We start from the raw sequence: 13,350 nt of genomic DNA on the forward strand, positions 1-13,350 counted from the left end.
TCAGGATTTACAGGTCTGTCGCACGGCACCAGAGCTGCGTCCAGCGCTGAAACCTGTCAGCGAAACTGTCAGCCCCACGGTCGTGGACGGATCAAGGTTATCGGATGAGGTGAAGCGGCGCGAGGCGGAAAGGTCCATCTTGACGCATTCGTTTAGATATTGGAGCCCGAGCCCCGCAGTCGAGGTCCGGTCGTCGACCAGATCATAGCGCCATTCCACAGCGCCGGTCCAATAGTCGTCGATCGCATAGGTGCCAGCGAGGGTCCATTCGGACACTTCGTTGTCGCGGTCCTCTTGCTGGTCTTCGTCGAGCCACAGGTAGGTTGCGTCTAGCGCGCCCCGCGGGAACACCCAGTTCAACTGGGCCTCGACCTTGGCCAGACGCAAGTGATCGTCCAGCAGGCTGCGCGCGGTCAGCATCGGGCCTTCGACTTGACCGATTTGGGTTTCAAACAACCAGTCGGACTCGAGCCCGGCAAGCCCTGAGCTTTCGGAGAAGCGGTTGTCCTCTTCGGCGCGGATGACACGTCCCAGGCTCAGGCGAGAATAGCTGCCCTCGACGCCCCAGCGGGTCCAGCTAAGGCCAACATTCGCGCGAAAGCCATCCTCGTTCTGGTCAGCGGCAGGGAAGCGGCTGATTGAAAACAGGTTCCCGCTGTCGAATTCGACTCGGGTGCTTTCATCGTTCGGGATGTTATTTGTGTCGTCTTCGGACCACGCCAACTGGATCACTGGCTCGACCAGATGCGTCGCTCCTGCAGAGCCGATTGCCTCGAGCGGCCAACGCAGAGTCGCCGCTGCGTAGGGGATCGTGTATTCCTCGCGATTGCGTAGGGTGCTGTCGTCGTCCAAGTCAAAGTAGCCGGTGCTTACACCGCTCAGGAACTGGAAGTCGAAACCGTTACCAACAACCCAGCTTTTCCGCCAGTCGATGGAGCTGGACACGCGCTGTACATCGCGGCCAACGATATCGGTGCGGCTGTCACGTACGTGCTCGTGGATTTGGAAACCGAGACGCGCCTCGCCGCCAATGTAGTCTGGAGCCATCCGCAATTCATAGCGCGCTTCGCCAAGGCGGCTCGCTTGTGTGTCGTTTTCTTCGGTCACGCGCAAGGTTTCGAAGAACGTGCCGCCAAGGCCGAAGGAGCTGACGCGGGTGTCGCGGGTCAATTGCAGCGAACTGTCGAGCCGGTCTTTGGACGAATAATCGTATTCCTGAAGGTAAGTCGTGTCGGACACGGTCTCCAGATCAAACTGGATTTTAAAATCCTCTGGCAGGTCAAACTCGCCGACTGCGAAGACATAGCTCCGGCCCACATCTTCGCGGATCGTGTCTTGCGATCCGGCGGCGTTGATCTCGAGGTCCCCGTTGTAGAAGGCCTGACGATAGCGCAGTTCCAGCGTCTTGGTTTTCGCGGACAAGAAGGGCGAGACGGTCAGGTCTGCATGATCGCCGATTGGCAGGAAATAGGGTGTGCGGACAGCAGTGCCGAGGGTCGTGCTGCTCACAGCTTCGGGTATCAGAAAACCGCGCGAGCGTGTGACCGTTGGATCGGGCAGGCGCATCTTAGGCAGATAGAACACCGGCACATCCAAGACGCGCAATTGAGCGCCCTCGAAATAGATGTTTCGGGTCTGCTGGTCGTGCACCACGCGGCGCGCGCGGATGTGCCAGAGCGGTGGGCGCCCGTCGTCGCACACGTGGCAGGAGGTGACCGCGACTTTGGACATCTGCTGGTAACGCCCTTGGGTGCGCTGCATCTCGACTGCGGCCAGTTGCAAGCGGTCATCCAGAATCATACGAGCGCCTTGCAAAATCCCCTCGCGCATGTCGTCGCTCAGTTCCGCGGCGTCGGCCAGAACGACCGTAGTGCTGCCATCTTCGAGGCGAATATTGCCCTCGATGGTCAGAGTATCTGTCTCCTGATTATAGGTGATCTTTTCGGCAATCAGGCGACGTTCGCCTTGGCGGGCTTCGACACTTCCCGATGCGACCAGTAGATCCTCGCCATCCAGAAATACCTGATCCGCGATCAGATAGACAGGGACGTCGTCATCTTGGGCAGTTTGGGCCAGTACCGAAGTCGAGGCAAACAGGGCGCCGATGATCGCGGCTTTCCCGAACCAGGTTTTACGCATTATCCGTCCTCAAGGTGCAAGATGAGCCCGAGCGGCAGAAGAATTGCCGCGACTGGGGGTGCCCATGCTGCAAGTTGTAAAGGCAACTGCCCGTTTTCGCCAAGGATCTGCGCGAAGTTGCGCATGAAGTACAGAGCAAAGGCCAGAAGTACCGCAGAAAGAACCATGATCCCCGTCCGGCCAAAACGAGTGTGGCGCATGGTAAACGCTGCACCCACCAGAACCATCGCGGCCAGGAACAGGGGACGCGATAGCTCCATCTGCAGCCAGATCGCGTGTCGCCGCCCCGAAAAACCCGCAGTTTCCAGATCAGAGATATACGCGGGCAGCTGCCAGATTGGCACGATCAGCGGGTCGCCAAAGGTGTCGACGATCCCTTGTCGGGTCAGGGTCGTAGGGATGGTGAGATCGTCGTAAAAGGCGGCGTTGGCCTCTGGGTTGACGTTCATCGACAGGTCCCACGATTTCGCGTCGGTCAAGCTCCACGCGCCATCGTTCAAGGTGGCGGTGCCAGCCTCGATCCGACGCAAGGGCGCGCCTTCGGGGTCAAAGCTGATGAAGGTCACATCGGTTAGGGCGCTGCCGTCGGAATTCGCTGTTAGGGCGCGGATCACTGTCTGTCCGCGCTGGCTGCCTTGGCGGAGCCAGAGCCCCTCGCGGCTGATCGAAAAGACGCTGATGCCCCCTTCTTTGTAGGAGGTTTTGAGCGCCTCGTAGCGTTTCGTCGTGGTCGCAACAATGGGATTGAACACGCCGACCATGAGCGCTCCGAGCAGCAGAGCCGTCAGGAACGGAGAAATCAGAGCACGCAAGGCTGACCGGCCAGATGCACGTGTCACGACCATTTCAGAACTGCGCGCTAGGCCCAGATACAGGATCAAAGTCGCAAGGATCATGATCAGCGGCGTGATTTGATAGATGTTTGCAGGCACGCGCAGCGCCGTAAGCTCGACCGCCCCGAGAAAGGTGATCGTATCAGGGCCAAAGCGCCCAATCTCCTCGACCAAGTTCAGCAGAAAGGTCAGGGCAACGAATACGCCGAACGTCCCCAAGAACGCACGCATGAAACGGCGAGCGAAGTAGAAATGCAGGATCATGCGCTGACCTCGCCTTTGGGCGTTCTGCGAAAGTACCCTGCGGCGTAGGATAGCAGAACACCGATCATTCCAAAGCCTGCGACACTGGGCAAATAGGTAAGCCACCAGAGCGCAGCGTTGGTTCGGGCGGGATCTTTGACCGCGCTTTGAATGATCATCAGTACGATGATCAAGAAGATTGAGAGAAGGATGTAAGCGCCTGACCCAAAACGGGAAAAGCCGCCTGCGAGCAAAGCGGAAAAGCCCAGAAGAGCGGTTACGAGGCAAAGCAGCGGATCATTGATCCGTTTGTGCGCTGTTTCCAATATCTCGCCCTCGGTATCGCGGGCGAGCGCAGCCATTTCCGAAGTTTTGGTGAGAAGGTCCCAAGTGGACATGAAATCACGGTTCGGGTCGATGCCATCTTCACTCGTCAGAAACCCGCTCACGTCGTAGACGAAGTCCTCAAAATAGGTGACAGACAGCCGCCCCGTTGCGCGGTCCAGAGACTGTGTCATGCCGTCTACCATCACCATGCGTGGGCGTCCGTCGGAACGGGTCAGGTAGGCTTCTTTGGCGGTGTAAGTCACACGCGCTTCGCTGTCGCGGTTGTCCGACAGGAACATATCCTCGAGCGTGCCATTGTCCGCAATGTCGCGGATGTAGAAGGTCACCCCACGGGTCGGATGCAAGAACACGCCGTCCTTTAGGAGTTTGGCGGTCATGTTTTGCGAGATCTCTTTTTCGCGCAGCTTCAACTGTTCGCTTGATGCGGGAATCAGGCCGTTGGTCAGCACCCCCCCAAGGATCGCCACCGCGATGCCGAAAATGGCCACCGGTCGGGCCAACCGCCACGGGCTAAAGCCGGTTGCCTGCATAACGACCAGTTCACTTTCACTTGAAAGACGGTTCGTCATCTGCACAGCCGCCGCAAAGCTGGCCAACGGCAGCACCAGGCCGATCACTGCGGGCAAGGACAGCATGGAGAATTCCAGGAAAACAGCCACGGACTGGCCGTCGCCGATCAGCGTGTCGAACAGAACAACCGCACGGTTGATCCAGTAGATACTGACCAGAACAAGGGCAAAGAACCCAAACAGCACCATAAGCTGTGACAGCATATAGCGATCGGTGCGTCCCACTCTTTCCCCCGTGCGAATAATGTGCGGACCCTAGCGGAAAGCCCGTCGGGTGCAAACTGGTATCTGGCAAAACCCCGCCGTGCGGGCTAGGTCTTGGGTAAACAAGGAGGAACTCGATGACGCAACCCGTTGCCGTAGAATTTATCGCCGCTGAAACTGATGCGCTTGATGCTGTCGAAGGGCGGATTGCTGTCTTTGTCGGTCCCGATGGTCAGCTAGATGTGCTCGCGCGTCGCGCGAACCGCCTGAGCAAGGGCGCGATCGCCAAAGCGGTGGGCGATGAAAAATGGGCCAAACGCAAAACTGGCGAGGTCGTGACACTGTCCTATCCCGCAGGCAACGCCAAGGCGATCGACATCGTGGTGCTGGACAAGAAAGCTGGCGTGGATGAAAGCCGCAAGGCTGGTGCCGCTTTGGCCCGTGCACGAGGCACTGATCCCGCGGTTCTGTGCGCCGCGCGCCTGAAGCACCCCGAGGAGGTCGCGCTGGGGGCGGTTCTGCGGACCTATACCTTTATCGACCATAAAACCGGCGATCAGGGCGAAGCGCCTGCGGGCCTTTCAGTCATGGTAAACGATCCTGAAGCAGGCGCTGCCGCCTACGCCCCCAAAGCTGCGATCGCCGAAGGTGTCTTCTTTACCCGCGATCTGGTGTCCGAGCCTGCGAATGTTCTGACCACCACCGAATTCGCCGCCCGTCTCGAGGCGCTCTCGGAGCTGGGTGTGACCGTCGAAGTGCTGGAAGAAGAGCAACTGGCCGAACTGGGCATGCGCGCGATGCTGGCTGTGGGGCAGGGCTCTGTCAGCCCGTCCAAGCTGGTGGTGATGCAATGGAATGGTGGCAATGACGGCGACGCGCCGCTGGCACTGGTTGGCAAGGGCGTTGTGTTCGACACTGGCGGCATCAGCCTGAAGCCCGCGGGCGGCATGGAAGACATGACCATGGATATGGGCGGCGCTGGCGTCGTCTCTGGCGTTATGAAAACCATCGCTCTGCGCAAAGCCAAAGCGAATGTCGTGGGCATCGTTGGTCTGGTGGAGAACATGCCCGACGGCAATGCGATCCGTCCCGGTGACATCGTGCGCACCATGAAGGGTGACACGGTCGAGATCATCAACACTGACGCCGAAGGCCGCCTCGTGCTGTGTGATGCGCTCTGGTACACCCAAGAACGCTTCAAGCCCGCAGGTGTTGTCGATCTGGCGACCTTGACCGGCGCGATTATCATCGGTCTGGGCCACGAGCACGCTGGGGTTTTCAGTAACAACGATGTGTTCTGCGACAGTTTCCTCAAGGCTGCCAAGTCCGAGAACGAAGGCGCATGGCGGATGCCTTTGGCGCCTGCCTATGACAAGCAGATCGCGAGTCCGATTGCTGACATGAAAAACGTAGGTGGTCGCCCTGCAGGCTCTATCACGGCGGCGCAATATCTTCTGCGGTTCGTCAAGGAAGAGACCCCTTGGATCCATCTCGATATCGCAGGTGTTGCCAGCCGCGCCGACCACACTCTTCACCCCAAGGGCGCGAGCGGCTGGGGCGTGATGGCGCTGGACCGTCTGGTCCGCGACAACTACGAAAGCTGATCTCTTGGGCGCGGCCTTCTTCTACCACCTGACGCGATCCTCGCTGGACGAGGCGCTGTCCCTGTTGATCGACCGATCGCTGGGGAATGGGTGGCGTGTGGCCGTGCGCGGGACCGAAGCGGGCCGGCTGGAATGGCTGGACCAAAAACTCTGGATGGGGCCGGAAGAGCAATTCCTGCCCCATGGCATCGCGGGAGGGACGCATGACGCGCTCCAGCCCGTTCTGCTGACCACGGGGACAGAGCGCCCTAATGATGCGGTTTGCCTGATGGCGATTGACCGTGCCGACGTGGCACCTGACGAAGTGAACACGCTCGACCGTGTGTGCATCGTTTTTGACGGCTACGATCACGACCAACTGACCCACGCGCGGGGGCAGTGGAAAACTCTGACAGACGCAGGGTGCTCGGCCCAATACTGGTCCGAAGAATCCGGTCGGTGGGAGAAAAAGGCGGAAAAGTAACGCCTTAGCGGGTGAGGATCATCTCATTTCCGCTGATCTCGATTTTCTCGAACCGAGACAGGTAGCGCATTCCCAAGAGTGACTCATATAGGGCCCCGCCGTTGACCGAGGCTTTGACGTTCGTGTCTGTGATCCCATCCAAAGTCAGAGAGTTCAGGGTCACGCGGGCCGTGCGGACCTCTCCGTTCGCGGTCATGGCGCGGCCCATGTAGGGCAGATTGTCCAAGGGGATGCCCGCCGCACGCGCGGCCTCTTGGGTCAGCACAATATCTGTTGCGCCCGTGTCCACGACGAACCGCGTCGGCACCCCATTCACCCCGAGCATCAGGTAATAATGCCCGTTCCGCGAGCGGGGTACGGTGATCTGCGCGTCCTGCGCGGAATAGCTCTGCATGGGGTGTTGGTTCTGCACGTCCTCGTACAGTGACGCGCCAATTGCCACCACGCCAAAGATCACAACCCACGCGGCTACGGTCTTCAGACCTTGGATCAAGCCCGGCCGCATCCGCAGCAGAACCATGCCGATCAAGGCGCTTCCGAGCACCACCAGATAAGTGGCGCGGGCAATGTCATCTCCGGGTAGGCTATCGAACATTTTGACTTTCACTCAGGGACAAGAACCCAACTGATATGGGAACCGATCCTGTGTTTGTCACCCCGCGAAGCCAAAGCCCCTCAGACCATCCAGCACGAACTGCACCGAAAGCGCGGCCAAGAGCATCCCAAGCAGACGGCTGACAACGTTGATACCCGTGCGTCCCAGCGCCTTTTCGATCACGCCGCCGGTAAAGAAGAGCGCCAGCATGATCGCCAGAACGGCGAGCATCACAGCCAGCACTGACAGGTAGCCAAGGACTCCATCGGTCTGGCCAGTCAGCAGGATCATCGTTGCGATCGCCCCGGGCCCTGCGATCAGCGGGATCGCGATGGGGAAGACCGAGGGGTCATGGCCTTCGTCCTCTTCGGCTTGGTCCTCACGGCGTTTGGTGCGGCGCTGAAACAGCATGTCGAGCGCGGTTAGGAACAGTAGGATGCCGCCCGCAATGCGGAAGGCATGCATGGAAATCCCGATGAACCCGAGCAGAGCTTCGCCAAAGATCGAGAAGGCCGTCAGAATGCATGCCGCGATAAAGCAGGCGCGGATGCCGATGGCGCGGCGCTTTTGCGGCGACATGCCTTGGGTCAGGGCCACGAACAGCGGGGTCAGGCCGATGGGGTCGATGATGACGAACAGCGTCGCGAACGCCGTGATCAGGAAATTCACATCCATGTCGGGCTCCTGTCAGTTGGGGTGACCGTCCTCGGGAACGGTCCCGCGCGCAAGGATTTTCTGGCAGGGCTCAGGCGGGGTTCTCGGCCTCTTCGAGCTTCATCATGGCGTCTTCCCACAGGCCTTCGGCACGAACGAGCGCCTCTTCGACCTCTGCCATTTTCTTTTGCCACTGCAGCGCCTCGTCCTTGCGGGCAGGGTCATAGAGGTCGGGGTCAGCCAGTTTGACTTCCAGCTTTTCCTTCATCTCCATCAGCTTTTCGACGCGCTCTTCGGACTTGCGGGCCTCGGACCGCAGGGCCTGCATAGCGTCGCGTCCGGGGCGCTTGGGCTTGTCCTCGGATTTTGCTTTGGAGGGGGCGGGGGTGTCATTGGTCAGCAGAAGTTTGCGATAGGATTCGAGGTCGTCCTCGTAAGGCGAGACCCGCCCATCTTTGACCAACCACAGGCGATCCGCGACCATCCCAAGCAGGTGCATGTCGTGGCTCACCAGGACAACCGCGCCAGAGTATGCGGTCAGCGCCTCGACCAAGGCCTCGCGGCTCTCGATATCAAGGTGGTTGGTCGGTTCGTCGAGGATCAACAGTTGCGGTGCGTCCAAGGTCGCGAGCAACAGTGATAGGCGAGCCTTCTGGCCGCCCGACAGTTTGCCAACCTCGGTTTCCGCCTGATCCGCGCCAAGGCCAAAGCCCGCCAATTTGGCGCGCAGCTTGGCCTGATGTACCTCGGGGCGCAGGCGCTGAAGGTGCATGAGGGGCGTTTCATCGACGTACAGTTCGTCCACCTGATGCTGCGCAAAAAAACCGATCCGCAGTTTGTTCGACTTGTTCAGCTTGCCGGACATCGGCTCAAGCCGGCCCGCGATCAGCTTCGACAGGGTCGATTTCCCCTCGCCGTTTTTCCCCAAGAGGGCGATGCGGTCGTCTTGGTCAATGCGCAGGTTCAGACGCTTCAGGATTGGGGTGTCGCCATACCCGACCTCGACCCCTTCCATCGCGACAATGGGGGGCGACAGTTCTTCGGGCTCGGGAAAGGTGAAGACCCGCTTGGCCGCCTCTTCGGGGGCGCTAATGGGCTCCATCTTTTCGATCATCTTCAGGCGAGCTTGGGCCTGCTTCGCCTTGGTCGCCTTGGCGCGGAAACGGTCCACAAAGGATTGCAGATGCTCGCGGCGGGCAGACTGCTTTTTCGCGGCGGCGGCCAGAACCGCGCGCTGTTCGGCGCGGGTCTTGGCAAAGCGGTCGTAGCCCCCTTGGTACAGGGTCAGCTTGCGATCCTCGAGGTGTAGGATTTCGGTCACGGCGCGGTTCAAGAGGCCGCGATCGTGGCTGATCACAATGACCGTGTGGGGATAGGTTGCAAGGTATTCCTCGAGCCACAGCGCCCCTTCGAGGTCGAGATAGTTGGTCGGTTCGTCCAAGAGCAGCAGATCAGGCGCCGAGAACAGCACCGCCGCCAAGGCCACGCGCATCCGCCAGCCACCCGAGAAGGCCGAACAAGGGCGCTGCTGCGCCTCGTAGTCAAAGCCCAGACCCTTGAGGATGGTCGAGGCGCGGCCCTCGGCGCTCCAGGCATCAATGTCGACCAGACGGGTCTGAATGTCGGCGATGCGGTGGGGGTCTGTGGCGGTTTCGGCTTCTGCCATCAGTTCGGCGCGCTCGGTATCGGCGGCCAGAACGGTGTTGAGCAGGCTGACCTCGTTGCCCGGAACTTCCTGCGCGACGCCGCCAATTCGGGCACGCGAGGGCAGGCTGATGTCGCCGCTGTCCAGCGTCAACTCTCCGCGGATCAGGCGGAACAGCGTGGTTTTGCCAGCGCCGTTCGGCCCGACCAGACCCACCTTGTGGCCATCGGGAATGGTGGCGCTGGCCCCTTCAAACAGGGGGCGGCCTTCGATCGAATAGGAGATATCAGAAATCTTGAGCATGTCCCGCGATTAGCAGAGCCCAATGCCCTCGGAAAGCGGCCATTCACCGGATCGATGCGAAATCATGAAAGCTACGTGAATTTCCCGACTCATGACGTTACCGCCATCAAAGCTGTCTTCCCCCAGAAAGTTTTCCATGCTAGGGGGCGCGGGATCGCGGGTTTCGGCCCGCTCACGTCTAACTCAAATGAGGTTTTCCATGGCCACCGAACGCACTCTGAGCATCATCAAGCCCGACGCAACCAACCGCAACCTGACCGGCAAAATCAACGCCAAGTTCGAAGACGCAGGTCTGCGCATCGTTGCCCAGAAGCGCATCCACCTGACCCCCGCTCAGGCAGGCAAGTTCTACGAAGTGCACGCAGAGCGTCCCTTCTATGGCGAACTGTGCGAATTCATGGCATCGGCACCCGTCGTTGTTCAGGTTCTGGAAGGTGAAGGCGCAATCGCGAAAAACCGCGAAGTCATGGGCGCAACCAACCCCGCAGACGCAGCCGAAGGCACCATCCGCGCAGAATTTGCTCTGTCGGTTGGCGAAAACTCGGTTCACGGTTCGGACGCTCCCGAAACCGCAGCGAACGAAATCGCGTTCTTCTTCTCGGGTCTGGAACTGGTCGGCTAAGCCTACCTACGGATCTTGGGGTCAATGACCCCGATTATATCGAGGGCCGCTTCCAATTCGGAGCGGCCCTTGTCATGTCTGGCGTCCTTCAGATCGTCGAACGCCACCCGCAGGTCATCCTTTTCCTGTCCCTTGCAATCGTTCCAAGGGCGGCCCTGCAGCGCCATGACAAGCGCGTAATATGAAATGAAATGTGGGGAATGGCCCGAGGCCAACATACGGCCATAGGCCTCGTGGGCGCCAACCTCGTGTAGGGTTTCGGCGTCGTGAATGCCAGCGGCTGCCAGCGCTTTGGCCTGTGCAGGCCCGATGTATTTGATGGAGGTTACAGGAGTCGCCATGCCCCCTTATAGCAAGGGGGCGGGGCAATCCCAGACTTCAGATCATTGCGAAGTCGGTAAAGATGAAGTCAGGCTCGTCGTCCTGTTTCTTCTTCTTTTTCTTAGGCGTGTCGTCGCGTCGTAACGCTTCGGTTGCCTGCTTTTGTTGCGGGTCGGGCTCGGGGGATGTGTTGTCCGGCATGAGTGCCTCCTTTCAATAAATTAATTATTGAACGGAGGCTTTGTTCCAAAAAAGTCCCGCCAAGGGATATTAGGATGCGCCTCTCGATAGAGCGGCCACCCCTGTTCGCGCCACTTCGGCCAATCCGAGGGGGCGCATAAGGTCCGCAAACGCATCAATTTTGTCGGGCGCGCCGGTTATTTCGAATACAAAGCTCGACAAGGTGCTGTCCACGACCTTGGCGCGGAAGATATCCGCCAGACGCAGGGCCTCGACACGCTTGTCACCGTTGCACGCCACTTTGATCAGCGCCAGTTCGCGCTGGACCGAGGGGCCCTCGACGGTCAGGTCATGCACTTCGTGAACGGGGACGATGCGGCCAAGCTGTGCTTTGATCTGGTTGATGACCTGCGGGGTGCCCGTGGTCACGATGGTGATGCGGCTCAGGTGACCTTCGTGATCAACCTCGGCCACGGTCAGGCTTTCGATGTTGTAGCCGCGGCCCGAGAATAGGCCGATCACGCGGGCCAGAACGCCGGCCTCGTTGTCCACCAGGACAGCCAGAGTGTGGGTTTCTTCGACGTCCGAGAAGTTGGGGCGTAGGTTATACGCCGAATGCTTGGACGAACCTTTTTTGATGTTGAGAGCTGCTGACATCTGAAAATTTCCTCTACCCGAAACGGCAGGCGCACCTGCCAAGGGGACGGCGGGCGCACCCGCCGCCTGTTGTCCTATGGATTACACCAGCACCGCGCCGGTCGAGCCGATGGCATCGGTGGCATTCGCGTCACCAAGCAGCATCTCGTTGTGCGGCGCGCCCGACGGGATCATCGGGAAGCAGTTCTCGTGCTTTTCAACAAGGCAGTCAAAGATCACGGGACCATCGTAGTTCAGCATTTCCATGATCGCATCATCCAGATCCTTGGGATCCGAGCACAGGATGCCCTTGCAGCCAAAGGCCTCTGCGAGCTTCACAAAGTCGGGCAGAGCCTCGGACCACGACTGCGAGTAGCGCTCGCCGTGAAGCAGCTGCTGCCACTGACGCACCATACCCAGACGTTCGTTGTTCAGGATGAACTGCTTGACCGGCGCACGGTACTGAACTGCGGTGCACATTTCCTGCATGTTCATCAGCCAGCTGGCTTCGCCCGCGACATTGATCACCAGCGACTCGGGGTGCGCGATCTGCACGCCAACCGACGCGGGAACGCCGTAGCCCATGGTCCCCAGACCACCCGAGGTCATCCAGCGGTTCGGATCTTCGAAGTCAAGGTACTGGGCCGCCCACATCTGGTGCTGGCCCACCTCGGTGGTGATGTAGCGGTCGTGGCCTTTGGTCAGTTCCTCAAGACGCTGGAGTGCGTACTGGGGTTTGATCACCGGGCCTTCTTGCTTGAAGGACAGGCAGCGGACAGCTTTCCATTCTTCGATCTGTTTCCACCACTTCGCCAGAGCCTCTTGGTTGGTCTTGCGTCCGCGCGATTTCCAGACCTTCAGGATGTCTTCCAGCACGTGGCCCACATCGCCAACGATCGGGATGTCCACGCGGATCACTTTGTTGATCGAGCTGGGATCGATGTCGATATGCGCCTTCTTGGACTTTGGGCTGAACGCGTCGATGCGGCCGGTGATCCGGTCATCAAAACGGGCGCCGATGTTGATCATCAGGTCGCAGTCGTGCATCGCCATGTTGGCTTCGTACAGGCCGTGCATGCCAAGCATCCCCAACCAGCCCTTGCCCGAAGCAGGGTAAGCGCCAAGACCCATCAGGGTCGAGGTGATCGGGAAACCGGTAGTATCCACCAGTTCACGCAGCAGTTGGCTGGCTGCGGGGCCGGAGTTGATGACACCGCCGCCGGTGTAGAAGATCGGGCGCTTCGCCTTTTCCAGCGCATCAACGAGTTCGTTGATCATGTCCAGATCGCCTTTGACCTGGGGCTGGTAGTGGCTGGTGCGCGCCTGCTTGGGACCGTTGTAGGTGCCCGATGCGAACTGAACGTCCTTGGGGATGTCAATCAGCACGGGGCCGGGACGACCCGAGGTCGCCACGTGGAAGCCCTCGTGAATGGTCGCTGACAAACGGTCGGTGTCTTTGACCAGCCAGTTGTGCTTGGTGCATGGGCGGGTGATGCCAACGGTGTCGGCCTCTTGGAACGCGTCCGAGCCAATCATAAAGGTCGGCACCTGACCCGACAGAACCACCAGCGGGATCGAATCGAGCAGCGCATCGGTCAGGCCGGTCACAGCGTTCGTCGCGCCGGGGCCCGAGGTCACCAGAACAACGCCAGGCTTGCCGGTCGAACGGGCATAGCCTTCGGCCGCGTGCACCGCGCCTTGTTCGTGGCGCACGAGGATGTGCTTGATATCGTTCTGCTGAAAGATTTCGTCGTAGATCGGTAGCACGGCGCCACCGGGGTATCCGAACACGACTTCCACACCCTGATCCTTCAGGGCCTGGACTACCATTTTCGCTCCGGTCATCTGACGTGTCATCTGCGTGTCTCCGTTTACGACGTCACTTCTGTTTGAAACAAAAAAGCCCCCGATTTTCTCGGGGGCGCATGGGGTACCGTTATGGTGTCCGTTACCGGCCCATGCGCCAATTTTCCACGACTAGTACGACCGAC

General features: G+C 59.8%; 13 protein-coding genes. 3 read left to right on the top strand and 10 right to left on the bottom strand.

Translation table 11 applies throughout. From position 1 onward, the window contains the following. Genes N4A58_RS08300 through lptF form a run of 3 tightly spaced genes read right to left on the bottom strand, consistent with a single transcriptional unit; the run spans position 1 to position 4,357 of the window. A complete protein-coding gene (locus N4A58_RS08300; protein ID WP_293708895.1) occupies positions 1-2,139 on the bottom strand; it encodes an LPS assembly protein LptD in 2,139 nt (712 codons plus the stop codon). Continuing rightward, positions 2,139-3,236, bottom strand: coding sequence for an LPS export ABC transporter permease LptG (lptG, locus tag N4A58_RS08305; protein ID WP_092463854.1), 1,098 nt, complete (start codon positions 3,234-3,236; stop codon positions 2,139-2,141). Before lptG ends, N4A58_RS08300 begins: the two co-directional genes overlap by 1 nt. Next, complete coding sequence (gene lptF / locus N4A58_RS08310) at positions 3,233-4,357, bottom strand: LPS export ABC transporter permease LptF (protein WP_293708896.1); 1,125 nt, start codon at positions 4,355-4,357, stop codon at positions 3,233-3,235. Before lptF ends, lptG begins: the two co-directional genes overlap by 4 nt. A 116-nt stretch (positions 4,358-4,473) precedes the next feature. Between lptF and N4A58_RS08315 the strand changes: the two genes are divergently transcribed. Together N4A58_RS08315 and N4A58_RS08320 are read left to right on the top strand one after the other, a co-directional pair. Further along, positions 4,474-5,940, top strand: coding sequence for a leucyl aminopeptidase (locus N4A58_RS08315; protein WP_293708897.1), 1,467 nt, complete (start codon positions 4,474-4,476; stop codon positions 5,938-5,940). Positions 5,941-5,944: 4 nt separating this feature from the next. Beyond that, positions 5,945-6,403, top strand: a complete 459-nt coding sequence (locus N4A58_RS08320) for a DNA polymerase III subunit chi (protein WP_293708898.1) — start codon at positions 5,945-5,947, stop codon at positions 6,401-6,403. 4 nt (positions 6,404-6,407) lie between these two features. Here N4A58_RS08320 and N4A58_RS08325 read toward each other — a convergent pair whose 3' ends face one another. The 3 genes from N4A58_RS08325 to N4A58_RS08335 all read right to left on the bottom strand — a co-directional run bounded on the left by N4A58_RS08325 (position 6,408) and on the right by N4A58_RS08335 (position 9,600). Continuing rightward, positions 6,408-6,998 carry a TIGR02281 family clan AA aspartic protease gene (locus N4A58_RS08325; protein WP_293708899.1) on the bottom strand — a complete coding sequence of 197 codons (591 nt, stop codon included), beginning with the start codon at positions 6,996-6,998 and terminating at the stop codon, positions 6,408-6,410. A gap of 57 nt (positions 6,999-7,055) precedes the next feature. Next, complete coding sequence (locus tag N4A58_RS08330) at positions 7,056-7,673, bottom strand: MarC family protein (RefSeq protein ID WP_293708900.1); 618 nt, start codon at positions 7,671-7,673, stop codon at positions 7,056-7,058. Between the two features lie 70 nt (positions 7,674-7,743). Beyond that, on the bottom strand, positions 7,744-9,600 hold the full coding sequence (locus N4A58_RS08335; protein WP_293708901.1) for an ABC-F family ATP-binding cassette domain-containing protein: 1,857 nt from the start codon (positions 9,598-9,600) through the stop codon (positions 7,744-7,746). Positions 9,601-9,799: 199 nt separating this feature from the next. Here N4A58_RS08335 and ndk point away from each other — a divergent pair, with 199 nt between their 5' ends. Continuing rightward, positions 9,800-10,222, top strand: a complete 423-nt coding sequence (ndk, locus tag N4A58_RS08340) for a nucleoside-diphosphate kinase (protein WP_072707004.1) — start codon at positions 9,800-9,802, stop codon at positions 10,220-10,222. Positions 10,223-10,224: 2 nt separating this feature from the next. On the opposite strand, the gene N4A58_RS08345 is transcribed toward ndk, so the two are convergent. From N4A58_RS08345 to N4A58_RS08360, 4 genes are all read right to left on the bottom strand, one after another. After that, the gene (locus N4A58_RS08345; RefSeq protein ID WP_293708902.1) at positions 10,225-10,563 is read right to left on the bottom strand and encodes a TfoX/Sxy family DNA transformation protein; all 339 of its coding nucleotides are present in this window, start codon (positions 10,561-10,563) and stop codon (positions 10,225-10,227) included. Positions 10,564-10,600: 37 nt separating this feature from the next. Continuing rightward, complete coding sequence (locus N4A58_RS08350) at positions 10,601-10,744, bottom strand: hypothetical protein (protein WP_293708903.1); 144 nt, start codon at positions 10,742-10,744, stop codon at positions 10,601-10,603. 69 nt (positions 10,745-10,813) lie between these two features. Next, on the bottom strand, positions 10,814-11,380 hold the full coding sequence (ilvN, locus tag N4A58_RS08355) for an acetolactate synthase small subunit (RefSeq protein WP_293708904.1): 567 nt from the start codon (positions 11,378-11,380) through the stop codon (positions 10,814-10,816). 81 nt (positions 11,381-11,461) lie between these two features. After that, entirely contained in the window at positions 11,462-13,216 is a 1,755-nt protein-coding gene (locus N4A58_RS08360; protein WP_293708905.1) for an acetolactate synthase 3 large subunit, read from the bottom strand. Positions 13,217-13,350 lie beyond the last annotated feature (134 nt).

The organism is Donghicola sp. (assembly GCF_025210255.1).
GTDB lineage: Bacteria > Pseudomonadota > Alphaproteobacteria > Rhodobacterales > Rhodobacteraceae > Donghicola > Donghicola eburneus.